Origin of the sequence: Actinomyces bouchesdurhonensis, from assembly GCF_900128465.1 — a bacterium.
In the GTDB taxonomy this organism is placed as follows: domain Bacteria; phylum Actinomycetota; class Actinomycetes; order Actinomycetales; family Actinomycetaceae; genus Pauljensenia; species Pauljensenia bouchesdurhonensis.
Genome location: NZ_LT635862.1, coordinates 196,715 through 220,274, shown reverse-complemented (window position 1 = coordinate 220,274; position 23,560 = coordinate 196,715). Strand labels below are relative to the sequence as shown.

Genomic DNA, 23,560 nt, shown 5'->3' with positions numbered 1-23,560 from the left:
ATCAACGAGCAGGCTGACCAGGTCATCGCCCTGGGCCGCGACCTGTATGAGCGGCTCGGCGTCGTGGCGGGTCACTTGGATAGCCTGGGCAAGAGCTTGGTCAGGAGCGTGGACTTCTATAACAAGGCTGTTGCCTCGATGGAGAGCCGTCTCTTGTCCAGGGCGCGCTCCGTTAGTGCTCTCGCGCAGGCATCGAAGAAACCTATGACGGCCACCGAGATAGACCCGGACGCCGCCCAGGTCCGCGCCTTCACCAGGCCGGAGTTAACTGGAGGCGACCAGCGCAGGTGACCCGCGTATCGATTCGACGGGTCACACGGGCCAGTCCACGGGGAATGCACCAGTCACGCATCGCAGACTCGCCACGAACCGTCTGTCCAATAGCGCAAATGAACCGTCGTTATGCCGGGGCATAACTCGACAGCTGGAGTACGATGGTCCCGTAATGGTCTATCTCCTGAAAGAAGGTCATCCCGATGCCGTGGACCAACAACGAGCGTCGCGAACGTTTCAACATGACACTCTTGAAGATGAAGGCCCTGTTTGAAGCAGATCCGGCAGCGGCGGTTCGCAGCCAGAACTTCATTCAAACATTTCATCGGTTTATTGCTTCAGACCTCGAAAGCCACCTAACCTCTCAGGCAAAGAATGCAGGCATCCAGGTCATTCAAGAGGCAAAAATCTTTGGCTCATTCAAATCCAAAGACGTAGATGTTGCCGTCATTCATCCAATTAACGGACCTCTTCTTTTGATTGGTGTTCGCAGCCAAATGAGTTCCGTTGGAAAGAATGTTCTCACGTACTATCAAGACATCATCGGCGAAGCTATTTCTTTACAGGAACGTTTTCCTATGTGTGTCACCGGTTATGCCTATCTTCACCCTCTCGCAGTCGTGCCGTGGGAGAGAAAGGACGGGACATGGACGAATGCGGAAAACCCAGATCATTCACGTTTTGCGCGAATGTACGCAGGAATCGGAAGTCGGGACGATCGCCTCTACAAGCATCAGCTCGGTTCGTACGATCACTTCGCATACTCCGTCGTTGACTTTCAGAGGGACGAACCTCATTTGTTCGATGAACTCGTCCGTCAGGCTGTTCCTGACCTTGACATGTCTATTCTCAGCTTTGTCCCGCGTCTGGTCAATACATTCAATAACCGTAATCTGTGGGTTCAAGGCATCTTCGAAGAGCCAGTTTTAGGCTAGGCAATGAGCTGGGGTGTGCGGCCAGCCTGACATTCATGCACCGGGCAAACACACGCCGCACTCATAGCTGGGATTTACGCCACGTTTCAAGCTCATTGACTCCGGCGTACACTAACTCCAATCCTTCTGCGCCCACCAGATTGACGATGGACGATTCTCCGGTCCTATAAGCTGCCCATACGTCGTTTGAACGTAGGGCTTCGTCCAGATCAGAGTATTTCAATTCTCCACTAGATTCTTCGTTAAGGATCAGTACAGAGTCAGCCTCGCGAGGTACAGCAATCATCACACCGCCGCCGAGGGAATGAATCTGGAGTTCACTGGTGAGTAGGGTGAGCGGCGTGTACCACGATGCCAACAGACGCAATGCTGATACTCCTGGGCGCAAATTGCCGCACAGAACACTATTTGACGCTACCCAGCCCGCATCGTTTAGGTACAGGCGAGGCCGATCACTAAACGCAGTCAACAGCACGTCTGGACGCCGCACGCCTGGGACACGATACCACGGAGTCCGAATACGACACTTGTATGCCATATCGACCCCCTGCCGCTCACCGTATGCAACGTACCGTTTCTCTGACCCCGTCAGCTCCGCCTCTGGCGTCCAGAGCTTAGCAGTCACGGGAATGGAGCTTGTGCCCACGCCTGCACCGAGGAGCTGGCGAGAAGATGCAACGGTGGGGATCAAGGACGTATCGGGAAGTCCGTAGGACTCCTGTTGTTGCGCACCTGGATGAAAGAATTTCTTGTTCCCCGACACGTAACCTATGCTGAACTTGACTCGATGATGCGCGGCTCCTGAATGCGACATCAATTCGCGCATGACATCGAGAGTGTCGCGCGAGAGAAGCGCGCGCTGAAATACGCGTTCTCCTGCGATCACGTCGGCGATCGGAATCTTGACGTTCGAAGCATGGTCAACATCGCAGTCACAATTGAGAGTGTCCCGGACAATGAACCTAACGGTATCAGTGGATTCGCCTTTACGATCCGCGAAGAGGATGAGAACGTTCTGAAGAATGTCGGTGAACACTCGTTGTCTCACGCGCAGGACGCTCAAGGTGCCGAACATTTTTGATAGGTATTCCCACAGCGGTCGCGCATAGCGTACATATGTGAAGTCTAGAGGCAATACGAACGCAAGCCTTCCCCCGTCTTTCAATAGCGCAGTTGCTTTCGCAACGAAAGGCATCCATACGCTGCCTGACTTATCCATCTGTGCGCCCATCGCACGCTGCGATGCGGCGAGAGCGTTTGCTTTGAGGGTCGCGTCCAGCTCTCGGATGCGCACGAATGGCGGGTTACCGATCACGACGTCTACGTTCGGCAACGCCGCATCTCCTAAAAAGTCGCCAACATGCAAGTTGATAGGTTCAACGGCGCCAGCAGCAACTGCCTTCGCGGCGACATCGGGGTCCAATTCACACGCATGCACAACGAGTTTTCGCCACCCGCGGCACTGTCCGTAACGTTGTGCAGCTAAGGCGAATTGCCCGTCACCCACGCTCGGCTCGAGGATAACGTCGTCTTCTGAGCGTATTGCCCAGCGCGTCATATAGTCGGCGGCTGCATCAGGCGTGAAGTAACGCCCCGCTTCTCGCTCAGCTGTGCGCGGCGCGCGTGCACTCATTGCGAGTTTGCGTCCGAATTCTACGATGTCCTCGAGCAAATACACGCGGCCGTGCATCGTTGCGACAGATTTTGGCATGTCCGCCGCAATGCCTGTCTTAGCCGAGCGTGATCGACTGGCCCACACTTTGAACGTATTAACAGATATACCCAGCAGTTCAGCAGCTCGTTGACTATCAACCAGCCCATTGACCGCCACTTCACTCCCAATACGCTCACTCATGTTTATGATTGTACACGATTCGTTTCACTTCAGCTCGAGTCAGGATAGAATGATCTACCGCCGTCTCGATTCATGGTTGTTCGGTTCTTCCGAGGCGGGTGTGGGTGAGCGCGCCGCAATTGGGGATTGCGGGCAGGTGACACTGGAGGCAATCAACGCGTCCTGGCCCGGGGGCCCGACGCGCTAGCGTCGGGCCCCCGCAGTCAGATCAGGACATGTTGCGTCGCGCGCGCGTCAGCGCCATGATTCCCGCAACAATGAGCACCCCCGCAACACCCATGAGCGACGTAGTATCCGCGCCTGTGTGCGCCAGATCCCTATTGAGCTGCGCAGGTGGTGGTACCTCACCAGAATCGGAGGTGGGCACCGTTACCGACGGCGTGGGTGCAGGTGTCGTGGGATCAGGAGCAGGCGTCGTCGGTACCGGACCCGGAGCGGACGGGTCAGGGGCGGGCACTGTTACCGACGGCGTGGGCGCGGGTGTCATGGGATCAGGAACAGGCGTCGTCGGCACCGGACCCGGACTAGACGGGTCAGGGGTGGGTACTGTTGCCGACGGCGTGGGCGCAGGCGTCGTGGGATCAGGAACAGGCGTCGTCGGCACCGGACCCGGACTAGACGGGTCAGGAGTCGGGGTCGGACTCGGGCTGGGGCACGGCTCCACGTTGGTTTCTACGACTGTGCCGTAGTCGTGACTGTTCGTCCCGTCCTCGAAGTTTGTGCCTGCAGCGGTTGTGGCGATGAGATGGCCGTTGCCCTCCACCCGCCAGGTTATGGCTGCCGAATCGCCAGGCTGATTCCACGAGGCGTTACCTGCGCCGCATGGGTCAGTGACTGTGGGCGTGGCGGGCAGCGGCACGCAGTTAATGACACCCGCTTCTTCGGGTGTCCCGTAATCGTGGGTGCGTGAGCGTGTCCCGTCCCCGTTGTCGAGGATGAAGGCGGGTCGCGTGGTGACAACCAGGTGGCGATCAGCGGTGAGAGTCCACGTGAAGCGTTCGTCGTCTGTCGGCTTATTCCACTGTGCACCGCCACCGGGCGCGCAAACTGCCGATGGGTTGGTGGGGACGACGGGAACGGCGATCGGTTCGGGGATAAACCCGAAGGTGACGGATGAGGGGTTAAGAGTTCCGGGTTCGGGCTTAATATCATGCTCGGTGGGAGCGGTGGCAGAAGCAATGAATGAGAGGACGTCTCGCCCAACCGCGTTAGCCGTTGCCGCGACTGAGATGGTCAGTTGCCCCGTCCCCCGAATCTCTGGGATCGTGCCGCTGATCGTGCGCGTTGACGGATCATATGCTAGGTCGCTGGGACACGTTGATTTCATGTCCGCGTCACATCGGACTGCATCGATGGAGGGAATGTCGATCATGTTCGGCAACGTGATCGACACCGGGACGTTCGCGGCTACGGACGCTGAATTCGTGACCTTCACTGTCAGGTCAACGGCGTCGCCCTGTTTCACGTCAACTTTGCCCGAGGCGTCAGGAGCCTGCGCCACACCGTTAACAGCCACATTCGTAGAAGTGGACACATCAACGCACGTGACATACCCCCGCACCGACGCGTCTGCACCAAGGGTATATGCCGACTGACTCATTCTGGACTCATAGTAGACTTTAAGAACATTATCGATCATACAGGAAGGGAGAGTTTCCTTGACGGGAACGATTAGTTCGAGCACAGAATGTGCCGGTAACGTGACTCTACCGACAGACAGAGCAGGCGTTGAACCTGGACTCTGACCTGTCATCTTCGTTGTCGTTTTATTAGCCCACGCGGGGCACTCAATATTTGTCGTCCCGGCTCCGCACGACATCGAATACTCTACTTCTGAGAAACCATTACTCAACCCGTAAACGTCCGTCAACTCCACATCTGGAATCGGCATGCCACCCTGATTCTCGTAACGCACCGTATACGTGCGTACCTCTCCAGATGCCACTGTCTCTTTATCTTCTGTCACTGATACCACAGGTGTCATATCACAGGCCGGAGCAGTGATGGTTCCGGCCACGTATGCCCGTCCTGTGACGCGATACGCTCGCTGACTCATGTATGTTACGTTATACATTTCGCGTTTTCCGCCAATTACACAGCCAGGTACTGTCTCGGTCACAGGAACGACCAATTCGAGCGCGGAATGCCCCGGCAATGTCACCGTACGTTCAAATAGAGTGAACGATGGATAATTAGGTGTTCCCTCTTTCGTTATTGTTGTTCCATCAGCCCACGTGGGGCAATCAATGTTGGTTGTCCCCGGACCACACGATAGCGAATACTCCACCGTTGAGTAACTGCTTCCTCTCTTGAAGGAATCCGACAAGTGCACATCCGGAATGGGATCGACACCTCGATTTTCATAACGCACGGTGTACGTGCGCTCCTCACCGGAGGCAACCGTCTCCTTGTCCTGCACCTTTGACACCACTGGTACCATGTCACACGTTGGAACGGTAATTGTCCCCTTCACAATCTCTTCTCCGTTAAGTAGATTGGGAAACTGAACCATTTGGGCGCCGTTGTACACCTCATATGCGCCGCCGATCGCGCATCCCGGTACTGTCTCTGTCACGGGAATGATCAATTCGAGTGCGGAATGCGCCGGCAAGGTCAACGGTTCACTTTCATCTGTCTTGAACAGATACAGTTGTGAATGCTCATTCACAGCCATTGTCGTTTTTGTGACTCCATCGGCCCATGAGGGGCAGGCAATATTGATTGTACCCGCACCGCACGACACCGAGTAGATAAGGGTAGAGGATTCCTTACTGCCCGTGTATTCATCACTCAGTCTCACATTCGGTATTGGTGTAGAACCCCGATTCTCGTAACGCACCGTATACGTGCGTACCTCACCCGAAGCGACCCTCTCCTTGTCCTGCACCTTCGATACGACGGGCACCATGTCGAGGGGCGTGGCGGTCTGCTGGGTGACAGTGTTCGTGGACATATCCGTATCAGTGTCACCTGCGGCGGGTGTCACCGTCGCCGTGGTGGTGAGGGATGAATAGTAGGGGTAGGTGCCGCCCACTCGAATCTCCACCGCGCCACCTGCGGGCAAGACCGGGATTGTGGCAGTAAGTTTGCCTCCACCTGAAGTGGCTGCTCCGTCTGTCACGCTCAGATCCGCCGGGCATTGGGCGCCGCCAGCACTCGAGGCGCACGTCGCGCTCGCTCCGCTAACGCCCGTTCCCAGATCGACGTCAAGAGTTGCCCCATCGCCAGAGTCGGGACCCAGATTGCTCACCTTCACGGTGTAGGTAAAAGGTTCGGATGCGACACCTGTCGCCGCGTATCCGATGATCTGGACGATTAAGTCCATTGAATGGCCCGCGCCAAGCAGGCCAGAGGATGCACCGCCGCCCGTCTCCTCAGTATCAGCGACGGCGATAGGCCCCTGTACAACAATGCCAACAACGGCCAGCACTCCAACTATCGCAACAGTACATGCGCGCACGACAGCCGACGCCAGCGCGCGCCTTGGGCGAATAAAACGACTCACAACATTTCCTCCAACGGGGTAAGCACTGTCAACATTGAGACAGGAGACTAAATTTTGTCCGACAACACTAACCCAGACACCAAACAGTTTCTCGACAACCTATGACGCTTAGGCTTGCCTTAAATTACTTTCAAACGGTTACCAGAAGTTGGCACGCCCACTTTCGCGCATTCCGATAACCGTCCTCACACACTCCCCCCTTCACCACTCCACACTTTCTGACCAACCATGACCAGAAGGAGGTAATCACCACTCCCACACCCACGAACAAGCCAAAACGACGACATGGCACCGTTTCCACCGTGAAAATTTCCAGCCCATCCCGCCAGCATCAATCAATTGTGCTCAAACTCACAGCAGTACGATTCGCAAACCCCACCAGCACACATTCGCTCAACAAGCGCAGGCCAGCAGCATCAATCAAGGAAGAGCAAAGAAACCCGCGATGCGCGTAACTCCGATCGACGCCAGCGGGTACTTACACTCTCATTCTGAGGTCCCTGCTACGCCTCGGCGCTCTCGCCGCCGCGACTGTAGTGGGCCTGGAGCGCATCCGCCGTGATCTCGACGATGCTGTCCAGGAAGGACTGATCCGTCATGTACGACTGAATCTCCTGGTTTTCCTGGCAGGTGCGAACCATGGCGACGCCGACGGCGTTCTTGAAGTCAGCCGACGCTTTGAGCTGGCTCAGACTGTTCTTCTTCGCCATCGCCTCCGCGGCATCGTTCTCACCCAGGAAACCCCAGAAGGTCGTGATGAACCCGGCGACGCTGCCCTCGGTCACGTCGACGTTCCGGGCCCGGAACATGTCGTTGACGCGGTCGATGACCTCCGCGAGGGGGCCCTTCGTCGGAGTCTGCCCGCCGCGGAACTCGCCGTCGAAGCCGGGAAGCACCATCGGCTCGACGCTGCCCTCGCTCAGGGAGTGGTCCTCGTTGATGGCGGAGGGGACGAGCTGCACGCCGGAGAGCTGCACGCCCTCGAGGTAGGAGTCGTCGTACTGGTTGCCGTCCATGTGCAGGTTGCGCGACAGGAGGGTGGCCACGATGGCGCGCTTGTGCAGGTCCGGGTCCTGGTAGTCGACGATTTGGCTGAGGAACTGCCAGGCGTTGCGGTAGCTGATCGTGTCCGCGCGGAAGCTGCGCAGGGAATCCTTGAGTTCGTTGTCCTTGCTCAAACGCGCGCGCTTCCACGCGGCCTGCCACCGCTCCTTGATGGGCCCCAGGGCCCGCGCGATGGCTTCGCCGCCGGCATCGCTCAGGTACGCGTCGGCGACTGCTTCCATCTCCACCATCGTGTAGATGCCGGCCGTGTCCAGGCGTTCGGCGATCGTGATGAGCGAGTTCGGGTCGACTTCCCCGGCCACGTGCGCGTCCGAGTAGTACATCTTGAAGTCGTCCTCGATGCTGGCCGGCGTGTTCTGGAAGTCCACGACCATGGGCGCGGTCTTGCCGGGGTAGGTGCGGTTGAGGCGCGAGAGGGTCTGGACGGCGGCGATGCCGGATAGTTTCTTGTCCACGTACATGGCGACGAGGCGCGGCTCGTCGAAGCCGGTCTGGAACTTGTTGGCGACGATGAGGACCTTGTAGTCCTCCTCACGGAACGCTCGGGCCGTGTCGCCGCGCCCGTTGAGCGAGGCCTCGGTGACGGTTTCGCCGTCGTCGGATTCCAGGGATCCGGAGAAGGCGACGAGGGGACGAATGTCTGTGTAGCCCTGCGTGTCGATGTAAGAGTTCATTGCCTCGAACCAGCGGTAGGCCTCGCGGCGTGAGCTGGTGACGACCATCGCGCGGGCATTGCCGGCGAGCAGGGGTTTGACGTTACGCTGGAAGTGTTCGACGACGACCCGCACTTTCTGCGCGATGGCGGTGGGGTGCAGGCGGGCGAACTGCACAATCGCGGTGACGGCGTGGCCCGTGTCGACCAGGGGTTCTTCCTCGGAGTTGTCGAGCTCGTTCTTGACGCGCAGGAACATGTCGTACGTCGAGTAGTTGGTGAGCACGTCCAGGATGAAGCCTTCTTCGATGGCTTGGGCCATCGTGTAGGTGTCGAAGGCTCGCCAGTTGCCGTCCTCGTCCTGGGTGCCGAACAGGCGCAGCGTCTTGGCTTTGGGCGTGGCGGTGAGCGCGATAAAGGTGATGTTGCTGGAGGCGGCGATGGCCGAGTCCTTGGCGGCGAGCAGTTCGTCGGCGCTCACGTTCTCGGGGTCTTCCACGTCGATGTCGGCGAGGAGGGCTTTGAGGCCCCTCGCGCTGGACCCGGACTGGGAGGAGTGGGCTTCGTCGGCGACGACCGCCCAGTTGCGTCCGCGCAGTTCGGAGGTGTCTTCGATGAGCTTCATGACCTCGGGGAAGGTCTGAAGCGTGCAGGTGATGATGTGGTCGCCTTCGATGAGGGCTTTCTTCAGCTGAGGGGATTTCGCGCCCGATTTTGCGCCGACGGAGACGACCAGTCCGTTGGAGGAGTGGACGAGGCCCATGTCGCCTCGGATGTTTTCGTCGAGGACGGTGCGGTCGGTGACGACGATGACGGAGTCGAAGGTGGAGTTCGCCTGGGAGTCGACGTGGCGGATGAGGCGGTGGCTGAGCCAGGCGATGGTTTTGGTTTTGCCGGAGCCCGCAGAGTGCCAGATCAGGTAGCGCCCGCCGGGCCCCGTCGCTTCAATGTCGCCGATGATGCGTTCGACGGCGCGCAGCTGGTGGAAGCGCGGGAAGACCAGGCGCCCGTCGTCTTTCTTGCCGCGTCGGCCGGGCTCGTAGAGCGCGTAGTCCTTGAGGATGCGCATGAAGGTGGGGCGGGCGAGGATGTCGCGCCACAGGTAGTTGGTGGCTGATCCGCTCGCCGAGGGCGGGTTGCCTTCGTGCCCGTTGTTTCCCTGGTTGAAGGGCAGGAAGACGGTGTTTTCGCCGGCGAGTTTGGTGGTCATGAAGACGTGGTCGTTCGAGACGGCGAAGTGGACGAGGGCGCGCCCGGGGGCCAGGAGGGGACGCTTTGGGCCGGGCTTGCGGTCGTCCTTGTATTGGCGGATCGCGTGGTGGACGGACTGGGTGTTGTCGGTCTTGAGTTCCATCGTGACGACGGGGATGCCGTTGGCGCACAGGACGACGTCGATGGTTTCCTTGGTGGTGGCGTCGAAGCGGACTTGACGCATGACGCGCAGGCGCACGGCGTCCGAGGCTTCGGCGACCTCGACCAGCTCGGGGTTCGCGGGAGGGAATTCCATCATGGGGCCGAACTTGGCGGAGGGGCGGCCGACTTGGGCGTAGGTGAAGCCGGTGCGCAGGACGCCGAGGAGGCCGCCCACGGGTTTCCCGGTTGCGTCGACGCGGGTCGCCTTGCTCAGTTCCTTGGTCAGGTGGGTGAGGAGGCCGCGCTCGGCTTTGTCTCGCTGCCCGTCCGTGAGGTCCGCGGGGATCGCCTTCTCGTATTCGTGCGGGTACTGGGTGGACAGCCAGTGGAGGACGTCGCCGGGGACGAGGGCCAGGCGCAGGTCCCAGCCCGCGGCGCGGCTGTCGCCTTCGTCCTGGTAGAGCCAGCCGCGCTCGCCCAGTTCGGAGCAGATGGTGGATTCGAATTCGTATTCGAGGATTTGCGCGTGGCTCATGCGGGGACCTTCTTTCGTCCGGTGACGACGTCGGTGATGAGGGCGGCCCGGCGCTCGACGAGGAGGGCCTTGAGTTCGTCGATCGTGGCGAGCATGGCGTCGATCCGGCCGGTCACCTCGTCCAGGTGGTCGGCGATGCGCTGTTGTTCCTCCAACGACATATCAGGAATAGGAAGATTCTTAGCTTTATCGGATGATAGACCCGGAATCGTGGCGCCGTCTGCGAGAAGACCAATTAATCCACTGGAGTAGTGTCCCTTCACGCAGTAATTTAGAAATCGTCCATCATGGTGCTGATCTGGTCTCGCGCGGATCACATGATTCTGGAAGCCCCAGCCGGGCATATCCTGCGCAAGATAAACACTCCGCCCAAATCCAGCTCCACCCTCTACTACGAGGACATCACCTTTTTTGAGATCATACTTTCGCTGCTCCTCGCGGGTCATCCACATCCGTTGATCGTCAAGCTCCAAACCGTGGGACTGAATGGATGCGGCACGTACGTAGTTAACTAATGTTTCGTGATCGCTCTTTCGCACTCCTTGGAATGTCTTTCCCAGAGAAATGTCCGCGCAGAACTTTAATCTCGTCACCCCTCTTGATCGCGCAATAGTTTCCCACTCAACCACGGAAGCTCTGCGCAAATTGAGCGATTCATCCAAGGCTTCGAGTTTGGCGAGCATCGCGTCAATCTCGCCGATTTCACAATCAAGATAATCAGCAATCTCATGCTGCGTTCTCTCGTCATACCTGTTGACACCATACTGACGAAGACTCATCCATTCGATGCGCGGCATCTTAACCCCCTTGGAAGCAGCAACTGCATATCGGATAAAATTACGGCTTCCAACAATGTAGGCAAGGTAGCGCGAATCAACCCCTTTTCGAGGACGATAAACATGTATGTCTCCCCCAGCAACACCTTCTCGATCGGCAAGCCAGTACTTAGCCAAGTAGGGGCGCAACTTGCCAAATAAGACATCACCCTTTTCAAATGTCGTCCCTTCAGCGGAGTATTGGGAAAGAGAACCCGAGACTAAAGTTCCAGTACCGGGAACAATATCCTCTAGCGAAACTTGGAAGTCATTCGTCACAGCTGTTTGAGTGACGAGATCAGCAACCGCCCAAAATGGAATTTTCATCAATCCTTCACCTCCTGGAACATCTGCGCTAGCTCGCCCATGATTCGCTGCACGTCCGCGTCGATCTCGGCCAGCGGGCGCGGCTCCTCGGGCACGTAGAAGATGCGGGTGAAGGGGATCTCGTTGCCGTCCTTCGCCTTGGACTCGTCCCACGTGGCGCCGGGAGCGAAGGGCAGAACCTCGGCGGCCATGTGCTCGTCCAGGTCCTGGCTCGCCGGCACGCGCTCCACAATCCGCCACCCGTCCGCCAGGACCCGAGCCCCCTTGCGGTCCACCGCCAGGGGCGCGTTCTCGTCCGGGACGGCCATCGCCTTCATGACGGCGTCGATGAGCCCCACCGGCGCCTTGATCCCCTCAGCCTTCGCGCCGGCCCGTATCCGCTCGGGCAGCTCGTTCCACACGGCCCCATCCAGGCCTCGTAGCACGCGAACCAGCGCCTCGCTGAAGTCGCGGCGAGAGCGCAACGCGTCCACGGCCTCGTCCGAAAAACGCGCAGCCAACCGCGCCTGCTTGAACACGGGCACGTCCCGGAACATGAAATCCTGCGGCGTCAGGATCCGCGAAATCTCCGAATCCTCGAAACGCTGGTAGGCGTGGACCACGGCCTCGCGGTTCGCCTCGCTCATCTCGCGCCGCTTATCGCCCATGCCCTTGCGCATCGGCTCCCACAGGGACGACGCGTCGAGCAGCTGAATTTTGCCGCGACGCTTCAGCGGCTTGTCGTTATCCAGGATCCACACGTACGTCGCGATACCCGTGCCATAGAACATCTGCGTCGGCAGCGCAATAATCGCGTCGATCAGATCCTCGTCGAATAGCCACTGGCGGATCGAATTCGGACCCGTATCCGAGTTAAACAGCGGCGACGCGTTCGACACCACGGCCGCGCGACCACCCGACGGGCTCAACTTCGACGCGCAATGGCACAGGAACAGCATCTGCCCGTCCGACTTGCTCGGCAGCCCGTGACTGAAACGAGACCCCGGCACCTGCGCCTGCTCCCTCACCGACGCCTGCTCCACCTCCCAGTCCCCGCCAAACGGCGGATTAGACAGGACGTAGTCGAAGGTCTTATCCGCATGCAGGTCCTCCAGGAGCGTATCCCCCTTCAGGATCGCATCCGGGCGCCCGCCCTGAATGAGCAGGTCAGCCTTACCCAGCGCGTAGGCGGAATCCATCATCTCCTGGCCATAAACCGTGACCTTCACGCCCGGGTTCAGCTCCCGCAGCGCCTCCTGGGCGACCAGCAGCATGCCGCCCGAACCCGCCGTCGGATCATAAATCGAACGCAGCACGTCCTGTCCCGCCAGCGACTCGGCGTCCGCCGCGAAGAGCACGTCAACCATCAGCTTAATCGCGTCACGCGGCGTGTAGAACGCGCCCGCGGCCTTCCCCTTCTTGTCGAAGGCCCGGTACATGACGTCCTCGAAAATGTCGCCCATCGTCGAATCCTCAACGCTCGTCGACCCCAGCGACAGCGTCGAAAAGTGCTTGACCACCTCCAGCAGGCGATTCGCCGCGCTGAGCTTAGCGACCAGCTTCGGGAACTCGAACGCTGTCCAAATGTCCGCGATGTTGTGCGAGAAACCGTTGACGTAGCTGAGCAGCGCCCTATCCACGTTGTCATCCACCGACGCGATACGCGCCAGGTTGAACGGCGAGGTGTTGAAGAAGCTCAAGCCGAAACGATTGCTCACGGCGATATCGATCAGGTACGACGGCATGTCGCCCTGCGCCTTGACGAACTCGATGACGTCGTCCTTCGTGTCCTCCAACAGGCACTCGAGGCGGCGCAGGACCGTGAACGGCAGGATGTAGTCGCCGTACTCCTGAGGTTCGACGACGTTACGCAGGAACTTGTCAGCCGTGTCCCACACGATCCGAGCGGTGGTGGATGCCGCCGCGCGCGATGCCTCGTTTACCATGACCGTCTTGCTCCCCCGCGCCTGCGCCTACTGCGATCCATAAGAAAAATGAGGACGTCCCGCCCGCTGGCATTCCAGCAAGAGAGCGCCCACCGAAGTCTACCTCACGACGCCGAAGCTGACGGGGACGTGAGCATGTCAGCGATGCCGTCCAACTGCGCGCGGATCTCCTCAAAAGGCCGGTCCAGGTCGAGCGTCCTCACGCCGATCTGGTTGCCGCTCATGCGATACGTGACGTCGGGCTGCACCTCCTCGTCGGTCGCGGCGTACAGGAGCATGCCCGAGACCTCAGTGCTCTCCCCCGCGTGCTCCAGCACCGCCTGCTTGTTCTTCACGTACGCGAAAATCTGGTAGAGATTCCCCGAATGCACGGTTCTCTTGTCAAAGTTGCGCTGCATCGTGGCCGCATAGTACTTCGCGTCGATGATGAGCACGCGGCCACCAGCACTCAACGTAATGTCGCTTCGCATGGCGGGCAGGCCGTCCATCATGCCATCGTCGAGCGCCCACTCGACGAACGAGGCACTGGCACGCAGCCGCAGGTGTTCCCTACGGTAATACTCGAGGATAAACTTCTCATACAGGCGGCTCATGCGCTGCTCGTCGAAGAAATCCATCATTCGAGTGGCGCCGTCGCTCTGGGTTTGGAGGAGGCCCTTGACGACGAGCCAGCACACCGCCATCAGCATCCGGTACGTGCGATTGTTGCGGTCAAAGCGCATGTTCCAGTCAACCCGGTGCAGGTCGATGTCGCGCACGTCCGCGAAGAACACCATGAGCTTCTTCAGGCTCTTCTTGCGCGCCCGTGAGATGTCCGAGCGCACGAGCAGCGCGACCGTCGCCTTGATGACTCGGTTCATTGTCGTGTCGACGCTGAACTCGTCGTAGGAGCACACCAGCTGACGGCGCCAAATCGCCTGCGATTTCACGGACTCGGTGACCTTGATTGTGCCGCGCAGGGAAGAGCGCGCCTCGGTCCGGTTCACGTACTCCTGCCCGAGGCCTCGTTTGAGTTGGAGGGACACGCCTCGCTCGAGGATGGCGGCGCACAGCTCGGCCGCGTTGTCGAAGTCCTCCGTGGCCACGGCCCGGTAGCCCTGCTCGGTGAGCGCCGAGAAGGCGTAGGCCAGCATGTGGAAGAGGTTGCGGACGCGGATCACCGCAGCGACCTACGCAGCCTGTCGGTCCATTCGAGGACCTTGCCGGGTTCGTCGAACCAGTACTCCTTGAGCATCGGGATGAGCTCGTACTCCACGATCGAGGCCAAGGCCGCGTCCGTGTACTCCTTGGGATCTATGCAGAAATAGCTGTGTCCGATGCAGAAGCCATCACCGAGCGACTCGTCCTCAGCAATCTCCTTGTTCAGCGACACCACCTCGCGCACCACGGCCTCGAACTGTGCGCTATCAAGCGCGGCAGCATGCCGGCGGAAGCCCTCAGAGTCGAAGGCTGGACGCAGCTCCACGAAGGCAAAACGCCGGCGCAGCGCGTAGTCGAGCATCGCGAGGCTGCGGTCCGCCGTGTTCATCATGCCGATGATGTGGACGTTTGCCGGCACGCTGAACAGCTCGTGGGAGTAAAGCAGCTGAAGCTTATCCCCGCGCTTATTGTTTTCGATGAGCATGAACAGCTCGCCGAAAATCTTGGAAAGATTGCCGCGGTTGATCTCGTCAATGATGAAGAAGTAGTCGTTCTCCTGATCGTCGGCGGCCTTTTTACAGAACGAGTAGAAGGCGCCCTTGACCAGCTCGAATCCCACGCCGGAGGGGCGGTACCCTTCGATGAAGTCTTCGTAGGAGTAGCTCTGGTGAAACTGGACCAGCTTGACGCGCGAGGTGTCCTTCACACCCATCATCGAGTAGGCCAGGCGCTTGGCGACGAAAGTCTTGCCGACGCCAGGCGCGCCCTGCAGGATGATGTTCTTCTTGGCGCGCAGTAAGCCCACGATCGCGTCGTATCGCTCGCGGCCCATGTAGACGTCGCCGAGAAACTTCTCGACGGAATACTCAGTCAAGGGCACCGCCATCTCCTCGCCGTCGAACGCGTCCTCCTCGTCCTCGAAAAAAGCATTAATTTGAGCCAGTCGGTCGGTGTCGTCGGTGATCTCAGTGAGGGTCTTCCTCACTGACCATGGCCTGTCGAGGCCCCAGTTTCCCTTGTGAGTCCAGCGAACCTCGCGGATGTTCGGATAGTGGTCTGCGTCCGCATCGTAGACATAGTCGCCCGTGACGACACCTCGCCCGACGATCTCCGTGATGCCGCGTTTAGCAAAGACGACGTCACCCGGCTTCATCTCATTCGCGAACTGCCACAGGGCAAGACGATCATTCGTCTGCTCGCGCTTCTCAGGGGCGATCTGGACCATCCGCTCCCCGAGTTCCTTTCTGCTAGCGTACGCCCTCAGGTCACCGACCTCTCCCCACGCGAGCCCCATGATGCCGCGCTCGTAAAAGTACTCCCACTTACGCGCTTTCTTGCCCGGCGCGTACAGCCAGTAGCGCACGGTCTGCACGCCGTCATCCCCGAGGGCAACACCCTGCATTGAGCCTCCTTTAGAAGCGCGGCCATAGGCACTGGCCATCCGTCGTCACGGTGACACACTATCATCGAGTGATGGGCGGCACGCCCCTGCGAGACCGCTCCAAACAGCAACGCAGAACCACGCCCGCGCGCGACCCGGCCACGGCCTCGTCAGAGGCCCCCTCCCTCACTCAATGTCGGCCAACACACCCACGTCACGCGCGGCCTGACGCAGGCGCTTATCGCGCGTCCACAGCGACACGCCGGGACTCACGACGACGCTCGCCAGGAGCCCCGCGTCGACAGCACTGAGCCCCCTGCCCCACAGCCGCCGCTCCTCGACGAGATGCCGCACGCCCTGATCATCAACGTTGCGCACGATCATCAAGCGCTCAAGCGCCTTCAGGAAGATCGATCGATTCTTGAGGTTCCCCAACGCGAGTTCAGTGATGACGCTCTGGTGCACGCACACCTGGTCGCGCTCGAGCAGGTCGACCAGAACCGGCTCAGTTTTCCGCAGGTGATCGATCCAGATGTTCGTGTCGACGAGGACTCTCATGCGCGCTGCCGACTCCGAGGCACGGACTCGGCCGCCGGATCGCTGCCGCCGAGCGCAGCGAGCTGCCGCCCGGTCTCAATGCGAACCAGGAGCTCTACCGCATCCCTGATCAACGCGGATCGTTCCCTGATCCCGGTGAGTTCCTCGGCGCGCGCAAGCAGCTCATCATCGAGTGTCACAGTGGTTCTCATGGCTACCTCCACAACAATGCTAGCATCATATAAGTCACCATTTGATGCATACATTGGTTCACCCGGCAACACCATCAACCACCTCTCGCATGGAAACTCACCCCGATACACAAAGCCAACCGGCCCAGGAAGGACGAATCACCACCCGGCAGAGCGGGATAAAGCTCGGTGGCCCATATTGTCGAAGGCCGTCGATGTCCATTCGACCCAACGGCCCCACACAGGCACGAAAGAGGGCCGCCCGAGAACACGTGCAACCGACCTTGCTCAAACTGCAGTCCACTTCGCCCAAATCAGGCCATTTTCGGTGATTTTCAGCGAAGTGGACTGCGGTTTGGGACAGAAGACCGGCGACAACACCGCACCAACAACAAAGCCGGGCCACGCTCCCGCGCGACCCGGCCACTGCCTCGTAAGGTCGAGGAAATCTAGGCGACTTCCACCGTCACAAGGGGAACGATTCCGCTCAGCACATCCCCCAGCGCATCTTCGGCACGGTCGAGCTCATAGCGCATCTGCAGGTTCATCCAGAACCCCGGGGTCGTACCAAAGTAGCGGGAGAGACGCATTGCGGAGTCCGCCGTGATTCCCCGCTTCCCGTGGACGATTTCATTGATACGACGGGGCGGAACACCGATAGCAACGGCAAGCTTGTGCTGCGTAATTCCGAAGCACTCAATGAAGTCCTCCATGAGAACCTCGCCCGGGTGAATCGGAGCAATTTTAGTGGTAGTCAACGATCTCAACCCCTTCTGGACCAGCATCATTCAGGCCGCCACGCATCAGGACTGCGTTCAGAGAGATAACGCCGCTGAACGGCACCCCCTGTGGTTCTCTACGACCCAGTGCTACTATCCTACTAACCGCGTCGGGCTTGGACCGGCGCACTCTACTACGGGGATCCTCGCCATCACGGCGAGGATCCCTTGGTATTCCACGCTTCGACACACAGCGAGGCCTACTGCTCTCGCCATAGGCAAGCGACGGGCCACGCTCGCGCGACCCGGCCACGGCCTCGTCGGAGGCCCCCTCCCTCACTCAATGTGGCTCTTCAGAGTTGAGTGTGGGTGGAGGCATCTAGGCCTCCTGCGATGAGGAGCATTCGGAGTTGGTCGTTGGTGGGGTTGCGGTAGCCTCTGGCGGTGCGTCTGCCCAGCTCGATAATGTCCGTTGATGGCTTCTGTGGGGCTGTTGATGGCTCCGCCGGTATCGAAGTAGGCGTCGAGTGCGTCCTTCCACTTGCGTTGGGTCCGGCCCAGGCGAGCGATTTGGGTTAAAGGACAAAACGTGTTGGTTTTATGGCGACTTTTCGGCTTGTTAGTGCGGAAAAATCGGTATTGAAGTTGGTGGCAGCCAACTTGGAGGATGGACAAAACGTGTTGGTTTTGTAGCGACTTTTCGGCTTGCTGGTGCGGGAAAAGCCACATTGAAGTTGGTTGTTTCATCGTGGGGGTATGAATACCCCCAAATGCCCGGCGTGCGGGCGAACGATGACCAGGTATGGGCACTCAGCTTCAGGGGCGCAGCGATGGCGCTGCACCCCGTGCAATATCAGCCAGGTCAGCCGCATTAATTCCACGGCCAAGCATCTTGATGAGTTCTTGGCCTGGCTCCTTGGCCGTCGCCGTCAGGTGGATTTGCCTGGTGGGGGCCGCTCGTTTCGTAGGCGTTGTGAGCCGTTGTGGCAGCTATGGCCTTTCAGCCCGATCATCGATGAGGTTCATGAGGTCATCTTCGTTGACGGCATCCACCTGGGCCGAGGCGCCGTGGTCCTCATCGCCCAAACACCCGATTGCGTGCTGGGCTGGTACGCGGCCAGGAGTGAGAATTCCCGGGCCTGGAGCGCGCTTATGAGCCGGATCGCGCCCCCAGCCCTGGTCGTCACCGACGGGGGCAGCGGCTTTGCGAGGGCGTGCAAGAACATCTGGCCTACCACGCGCGTTCAACGCTGTACCTTCCACGCGTATTGCCGTATCCGCCAAGCCACCACAACGCGCCCCAAACTGGAAGCCTCACAACACTTATATGCTTTGGGGCGCCAGCTCACCCACGTCAGAGACATTGATGGCGCCCAGGAATGGATAGACGCCTACCAGGGGTGGTGCACGCGCTGGAAAGGCTTCCCGGAGGAGACAACACGCAGACCTGACGGAGGGTGGGAATACACCCACGAACGTCTCGTTCGGGCTCGTAACAGCCTCAACAAGCTCATCTCCCAGGGGCTCCTGTTCACCTACCTGGACCCCACCTGGACCCACCCGATGCCCGCGATGACCAACCAGATCGAAAGCACGAACGCCCAATTACGCCAGATGCTGCGCGACCACCGCGGCATGCGCCTGACCCGACGCATGAAAGCCGTGTTTTGGTGGTGCTACACCCACTCTCCCCACCCGCAACCAGCAGCGAGGATCCTGGCGACCATGCCNTCACGGGGGCCCCGGCGGCGTCGGTCCTGGTGGTGCCACACATGCTCATCGACCCCCAGCACCCGCACCCCCGCGAAACGGGCAGGGTCATCAGATGCGGCTTGCAGACACGGCTTGATATGGGACCACACGGTGTTCCACGTGGTTGCCAGTTGTCGGGCCAGGCCACAGGTGGTCCTCGAAGCGCAACTGTCGGATCGCCCAGCGGATCGCCCGCACACCCAAACGCGCCCTGGGTGCGCACATCCGCTCGTCATGTTCCAGGAATGTCACCGTCTCGCAGGTGCGTTCTCGGCATATCCAGCGCCGCTTAAACCACCGGATCCTTGTCGGGACCCCGGCCCAGGGCGCGTCAATCACCTCCACGACCATGCGCCCGTGGCCTTGTGCGATTCAGCCCACAACCCGGGCACCCCGCCAGCTGGTTGCACGACTCAACACCGAGCACCAGAGCCCCTGGGGTGCGAGCCACGCTCATCAGATGGAAGCCCTCCAAACCGACGAGCAGATCACACCGATCACAACGATAAAGCGACACACAGCAGCAGGTAGGGTGAGACACCGCCCGACGTCCTTTGAAGAACGCGGGGGTAGAAGTCCGCTCATCACCTGGGACCTCGACCTCTACCCGCAACCCCCGCTCAACACCCACTCACCCACACTCAACTCTGAAGAGCCGCTACTCGAGCGTTGAGCCTAGCGAAGAAACCAAGAGGGCAGCATGTCAAGCCCTAGCTGAATTCATCTACTGAGTTTGTCATCCGCTTCGTGACTGGGGCCAGGCGTAAGATACCTGGCCCCAGCCACTGCGGAATAAAGTGCCCAAGCACCCACGAAGAAGACCAGGTTTTCCTGCGGGTCCACGACGAAAATCTCGTGTGTGCGAGTACTGTAATAGAACGAGTTCGTGACAACAAGTAGTAATGCTGCTGCCCCGCTTGACAAGAGTCGTATCCACAGTGCCTTCACTCGCGGTTGCGGCCATCGTCGTGGCGGGTCAACTATCAAAAGAACCAGGCCGGTGAGGAAGGTTCCATAAAGCGGAAAAACCATCAAAAGAGTGCCAGCTGCGGAGAGTCCCGCGGCGGGGATATAGAAAATCCCGAAGCAGATTCCTATCCATGTCGTGTAGGTACGGATCGCGTCCCTGATCGTGTGAGCAGGTGTGCCAAATCGGGCGGATCTGCTCATGAGCATGTGTCCTGCTACTACCGTGAAGACAATCCAACCGAGACCGAAAGATAGGAGCGTCTCACTCCAGTGTTGAGATCCATAGTGGGTGGAAGCAACTGCATCAAACGCGATGAGCATGGTGGCTGCAAATCCTGCACCCAATACTCGGATCAGTAATGCTCGCCAGAGCGGTGGCCCCCATGTTGATGGCCGATCAATGACAAAAAGCAGCAGCCCGGCGAAAGGTGCAAGCCACAAAGGAGTGTTCACCGGGGCGACTTCAGCAGTGAAGAGCAGAGAACCGGGCACTACCGCGAAGCCGAGGATGAGCCCTACCCAATACACGTAGGTCCGAACGAATAGTTTTAAAGACTCAACCACTCACACCTCCCATGGACTTCAGTACCGATATCATGACGATTTTACGGCGGGGAGGCGCCCCATGGTCAAAGATGGCACCAACAGGGGCGGACGCCGCGTGCGTGCAGGCGCGAAGCCCGGCCCGCTGGGCGAGAAACTCGCCGCCGGACGCCCCGNACACCGAGGCCACAGACGCGCAGATCCCACTGGTAGCGGATCTGCGGGCGCCACTGCGGCGGCATCATGCCCAGCCCATCGACCAGGTCGGACATGGAACGGTCGAACTCCGCGTCGAACTGGTCCCAGCACGAGCACATGGTGCACGGCTTCGACCTGATGTCGATTTCCTGAATCTCGGGTCCGAGCGCAATCATCCACCGGTAGGGCTTGTACTCGGGTTCCTCCGACTCCAGGTTGTAGTATTCATCGTTTTCGATGAGCCTGGTGTCGCCAAAGGACGAGTGGAGGGTCGTCCCTCGGACCGATAGACGCAGGGAACGATCAGGGGTGCGCCACCGAATGTGGGTCTCCTCCTGCTCAGACCCGCCAATGATGATCGGTTTGACCGGCTCCATCATCTGCGCGGCCTCCAAGATGAACTGGTGGCAATCCTCGCGCGTCATGTCGCGCCCCGCCAGGGCGGCAACGGCGTCGCTCACTCGTTCGATGGGATCCATACAACAACCTCCGCGTTGGCTCGACAATCGACGAATACTCGCCCGTGCGGGTCAGCTTATCGCACTGTCAGGCGCGCGGAGGCCGCGGTCTCAGCTGGTGTGGTTTGGCCCGGCGACGCGGGGGGCGTGGGGGCGCGCGGGNCACCAAGGAGACGTCGCGGCCGTCGAACTGCCCCGCAACGCCCCCATTGGCAACAAGGACATCACGCACGGGCACGCCCCTCGCCCACTGGTCCACGATGCCGCACACCTGGCCGAAAGCCAGGCCGATGCGCATAGGAACGGTCTCCACCTCGTCTCGGGAACCCGCGGACGGCTCCGGGGACGCGACCTGGGCGGCGAGGTCCCGCAGCTGCGCGAACGAGAGGGCGGGCCGACGATTCTCCTGAGAATCGGGCGCGTACCCCTGCTCGTTCTCCTCCTCGAACCAGTCGAATTCCTCGATCTCCTCGGGGCTCTCCGAACCGTTCGGGCTCAGGGGCGTGACCGCAAGACCGCCGGAGGCCAGCATGGGCACGTCGCGCAGGCGCGCGCCGCCNTAGGAGTGGACATGGAGGGCGTCAAGCATGTGCTGGGCATCTGGGTCCAAGCCGATGAAGGNGCCCCTGGGGTGCGAGCCACGCTCATCAGATGGAAGCCCTCCAAACCGACGAGCAGATCACACCGATCACAACGATAAAGCGACACACAGCAGCAGGTAGGGTGAGACACCGCCCGACGTCCTTTGAAGAACGCGGGGGTAGAAGTCCGCTCATCACCTGGGACCTCGACCTCTACCCGCAACCCCCGCTCAACACCCACTCACCCACACTCAACTCTGAAGAGCCGCTACTCGAGCGTTGAGCCTAGCGAAGAAACCAAGAGGGCAGCATGTCAAGCCCTAGCTGAATTCATCTACTGAGTTTGTCATCCGCTTCGTGACTGGGGCCAGGCGTAAGATACCTGGCCCCAGCCACTGCGGAATAAAGTGCCCAAGCACCCACGAAGAAGACCAGGTTTTCCTGCGGGTCCACGACGAAAATCTCGTGTGTGCGAGTACTGTAATAGAACGAGTTCGTGACAACAAGTAGTAATGCTGCTGCCCCGCTTGACAAGAGTCGTATCCACAGTGCCTTCACTCGCGGTTGCGGCCATCGTCGTGGCGGGTCAACTATCAAAAGAACCAGGCCGGTGAGGAAGGTTCCATAAAGCGGAAAAACCATCAAAAGAGTGCCAGCTGCGGAGAGTCCCGCGGCGGGGATATAGAAAATCCCGAAGCAGATTCCTATCCATGTCGTGTAGGTACGGATCGCGTCCCTGATCGTGTGAGCAGGTGTGCCAAATCGGGCGGATCTGCTCATGAGCATGTGTCCTGCTACTACCGTGAAGACAATCCAACCGAGACCGAAAGATAGGAGCGTCTCACTCCAGTGTTGAGATCCATAGTGGGTGGAAGCAACTGCATCAAACGCGATGAGCATGGTGGCTGCAAATCCTGCACCCAATACTCGGATCAGTAATGCTCGCCAGAGCGGTGGCCCCCATGTTGATGGCCGATCAATGACAAAAAGCAGCAGCCCGGCGAAAGGTGCAAGCCACAAAGGAGTGTTCACCGGGGCGACTTCAGCAGTGAAGAGCAGAGAACCGGGCACTACCGCGAAGCCGAGGATGAGCCCTACCCAATACACGTAGGTCCGAACGAATAGTTTTAAAGACTCAACCACTCACACCTCCCATGGACTTCAGTACCGATATCATGACGATTTTACGGCGGGGAGGCGCCCCATGGTCAAAGATGGCACCAACAGGGGCGGACGCCGCGTGCGTGCAGGCGCGAAGCCCGGCCCGCTGGGCGAGAAACTCGCCGCCGGACGCCCCGCCACACCCCTGGAAGACCCGCTCAACGAACCCTTTGACTTCGCAGGTAATGACATTGGCGACGGTGCGGTGCGTGCCGGGGAGACGATGCCCAAACCATCGGACTATCTGTCGGAGATTCAGCGTGACGGCAAACCGCTTGGCACTGACCTCGTCTATCGGGAAACGTGGCAGTGGCTCGATCAACGTGGCTGTTCCCACATTTCGTGGCGCCTCGCCTGATTGAGGCGTATGCGCAGGCGTTTGCCCGGTATGTGCAGTGCGAGCAGGCGATCTCCAAGTTCGGCCTGCTCGGCAAACACCCCACCACCGGTGCTGCCATCGCCAGCCCGTTCGTCGCCATGTCCCAGAGTTTCGGAAAGCAGGCGAATGTGTATTGGTACGAGATTTACGAGATCGTGCGCGCCACCTGCACCACCGACGACGCGGGCACCACGCCCGGCGAAGAGGTGATGGAGCAGCTGCTCAACGCCCACTACTAACCGCCCCTCATGATCTTCGCGTCCACCCTCTAGTGGGGTGGACGCTTTCTTGTTCCCCTCCGATTCGTGGAA

At 59.8% G+C, this 23,560-nt stretch carries 14 protein-coding genes, 1 rRNA gene and 4 pseudogenes (1 of these 19 only partly in view); 5 read left to right on the top strand and 14 right to left on the bottom strand.

Annotated features, from left to right (window positions below):
- Nucleotides 1-51: ribosomal RNA gene (locus tag BQ7477_RS01020) — 16S ribosomal RNA — on the bottom strand; it reaches 1,179 nt to the left of the window's first position.
- Between BQ7477_RS01020 and rmuC the strand changes: the two genes are divergently transcribed.
- Nucleotides 43-291 (top strand): DNA recombination protein RmuC, encoded by a 249-nt coding sequence (gene rmuC / locus BQ7477_RS01015; RefSeq protein ID WP_234968605.1) that lies wholly within the window; start codon nucleotides 43-45, stop codon nucleotides 289-291. The genes BQ7477_RS01020 and rmuC overlap by 9 nt on opposite strands.
- Before the next feature lie 185 nt (nucleotides 292-476).
- Nucleotides 477-1,208: a hypothetical protein gene (locus BQ7477_RS01010; protein ID WP_073982477.1), complete on the top strand. Its 732-nt coding sequence runs from the start codon at nucleotides 477-479 to the stop codon at nucleotides 1,206-1,208.
- Nucleotides 1,209-1,269: 61 nt separating this feature from the next.
- Here the strand turns inward: BQ7477_RS01010 and BQ7477_RS01005 are convergent, their stop codons facing one another.
- The 10 genes from BQ7477_RS01005 to BQ7477_RS00960 form a co-directional block, all read right to left on the bottom strand.
- On the bottom strand, nucleotides 1,270-3,063 hold the full coding sequence (locus BQ7477_RS01005) for an Eco57I restriction-modification methylase domain-containing protein (protein ID WP_129582451.1): 1,794 nt from the start codon (nucleotides 3,061-3,063) through the stop codon (nucleotides 1,270-1,272).
- Nucleotides 3,064-3,271: 208 nt separating this feature from the next.
- Nucleotides 3,272-6,568, bottom strand: a complete 3,297-nt coding sequence (locus BQ7477_RS12660) for a DUF11 domain-containing protein (RefSeq protein ID WP_129582450.1) — start codon at nucleotides 6,566-6,568, stop codon at nucleotides 3,272-3,274.
- A gap of 503 nt (nucleotides 6,569-7,071) precedes the next feature.
- Nucleotides 7,072-10,173, bottom strand: a complete 3,102-nt coding sequence (locus tag BQ7477_RS00995) for a type I restriction endonuclease subunit R (RefSeq protein ID WP_073982474.1) — start codon at nucleotides 10,171-10,173, stop codon at nucleotides 7,072-7,074.
- Nucleotides 10,170-11,315 carry a restriction endonuclease subunit S gene (locus tag BQ7477_RS12170; RefSeq protein WP_073982473.1) on the bottom strand — a complete coding sequence of 382 codons (1,146 nt, stop codon included), beginning with the start codon at nucleotides 11,313-11,315 and terminating at the stop codon, nucleotides 10,170-10,172. Before BQ7477_RS12170 ends, BQ7477_RS00995 begins: the two co-directional genes overlap by 4 nt.
- Complete coding sequence (locus tag BQ7477_RS00985) at nucleotides 11,315-13,240, bottom strand: type I restriction-modification system subunit M (RefSeq protein WP_073982472.1); 1,926 nt, start codon at nucleotides 13,238-13,240, stop codon at nucleotides 11,315-11,317. The genes BQ7477_RS12170 and BQ7477_RS00985 overlap by 1 nt, the downstream gene beginning before the upstream one ends.
- 104 nt (nucleotides 13,241-13,344) lie before the next feature.
- Nucleotides 13,345-14,400: a 5-methylcytosine-specific restriction endonuclease system specificity protein McrC gene (gene mcrC / locus BQ7477_RS00980; protein ID WP_073982471.1), complete on the bottom strand. Its 1,056-nt coding sequence runs from the start codon at nucleotides 14,398-14,400 to the stop codon at nucleotides 13,345-13,347.
- A complete protein-coding gene (locus BQ7477_RS00975; protein WP_073982470.1) occupies nucleotides 14,397-15,782 on the bottom strand; it encodes an AAA family ATPase in 1,386 nt (461 codons plus the stop codon). The genes mcrC and BQ7477_RS00975 overlap by 4 nt, the downstream gene beginning before the upstream one ends.
- Before the next feature lie 165 nt (nucleotides 15,783-15,947).
- Complete coding sequence (locus BQ7477_RS00970) at nucleotides 15,948-16,319, bottom strand: type II toxin-antitoxin system VapC family toxin (RefSeq protein WP_073982469.1); 372 nt, start codon at nucleotides 16,317-16,319, stop codon at nucleotides 15,948-15,950.
- Nucleotides 16,316-16,510, bottom strand: coding sequence for a type II toxin-antitoxin system VapB family antitoxin (locus tag BQ7477_RS00965; protein WP_073982468.1), 195 nt, complete (start codon nucleotides 16,508-16,510; stop codon nucleotides 16,316-16,318). The genes BQ7477_RS00970 and BQ7477_RS00965 overlap by 4 nt, the downstream gene beginning before the upstream one ends.
- 428 nt (nucleotides 16,511-16,938) lie before the next feature.
- Nucleotides 16,939-17,277, bottom strand: coding sequence for a HigA family addiction module antitoxin (locus BQ7477_RS00960; protein ID WP_420884424.1), 339 nt, complete (start codon nucleotides 17,275-17,277; stop codon nucleotides 16,939-16,941).
- A gap of 687 nt (nucleotides 17,278-17,964) precedes the next feature.
- Between BQ7477_RS00960 and BQ7477_RS00955 the strand changes: the two are divergent.
- A pseudogene (locus tag BQ7477_RS00955) lies at nucleotides 17,965-18,882 on the top strand (IS1249 family transposase); the annotation flags it as partial.
- Nucleotides 18,883-18,941: 59 nt separating this feature from the next.
- Here the strand turns inward: BQ7477_RS00955 and BQ7477_RS12905 are convergent.
- Nucleotides 18,942-19,501, bottom strand: a pseudogene (locus tag BQ7477_RS12905) (transposase family protein); the annotation flags it as partial.
- A gap of 179 nt (nucleotides 19,502-19,680) precedes the next feature.
- On the bottom strand, nucleotides 19,681-20,493 hold the full coding sequence (locus BQ7477_RS00945; protein ID WP_073982467.1) for a hypothetical protein: 813 nt from the start codon (nucleotides 20,491-20,493) through the stop codon (nucleotides 19,681-19,683).
- Between the two features lie 61 nt (nucleotides 20,494-20,554).
- Between BQ7477_RS00945 and BQ7477_RS12165 the strand changes: the two are divergent.
- Nucleotides 20,555-20,656, top strand: a pseudogene (locus BQ7477_RS12165) (terminase); the annotation flags it as partial.
- 1,383 nt (nucleotides 20,657-22,039) lie between these two features.
- Here BQ7477_RS12165 and BQ7477_RS00930 read toward each other — a convergent pair.
- Nucleotides 22,040-22,852, bottom strand: a complete 813-nt coding sequence (locus BQ7477_RS00930; protein ID WP_073982467.1) for a hypothetical protein — start codon at nucleotides 22,850-22,852, stop codon at nucleotides 22,040-22,042.
- Nucleotides 22,853-22,913: 61 nt separating this feature from the next.
- Here BQ7477_RS00930 and BQ7477_RS00925 point away from each other — a divergent pair.
- Nucleotides 22,914-23,488 (top strand): annotated as a pseudogene (locus BQ7477_RS00925) (P27 family phage terminase small subunit).
- Nucleotides 23,489-23,560: the final 72 nt, after the last annotated feature.

Coding starts and splice junctions, on each gene's coding strand:
- BQ7477_RS01010 (WP_073982477.1), top strand. CDS start 477: ATGCCGTGGACCAACAACGAGCGTCGCGAACGTTTCAACATGACACTC.
- BQ7477_RS01005 (WP_129582451.1), bottom strand. CDS start 3,063: ATGAGTGAGCGTATTGGGAGTGAAGTGGCGGTCAATGGGCTGGTTGAT.
- BQ7477_RS00995 (WP_073982474.1), bottom strand. CDS start 10,173: ATGAGCCACGCGCAAATCCTCGAATACGAATTCGAATCCACCATCTGC.
- BQ7477_RS12170 (WP_073982473.1), bottom strand. CDS start 11,315: ATGAAAATTCCATTTTGGGCGGTTGCTGATCTCGTCACTCAAACAGCT.
- BQ7477_RS00985 (WP_073982472.1), bottom strand. CDS start 13,240: ATGGTAAACGAGGCATCGCGCGCGGCGGCATCCACCACCGCTCGGATC.
- BQ7477_RS00975 (WP_073982470.1), bottom strand. CDS start 15,782: ATGCAGGGTGTTGCCCTCGGGGATGACGGCGTGCAGACCGTGCGCTAC.
- BQ7477_RS00970 (WP_073982469.1), bottom strand. CDS start 16,319: ATGAGAGTCCTCGTCGACACGAACATCTGGATCGATCACCTGCGGAAA.
- BQ7477_RS00965 (WP_073982468.1), bottom strand. CDS start 16,510: ATGAGAACCACTGTGACACTCGATGATGAGCTGCTTGCGCGCGCCGAG.
- BQ7477_RS00960 (WP_420884424.1), bottom strand. CDS start 17,277: ATGATGCTGGTCCAGAAGGGGTTGAGATCGTTGACTACCACTAAAATT.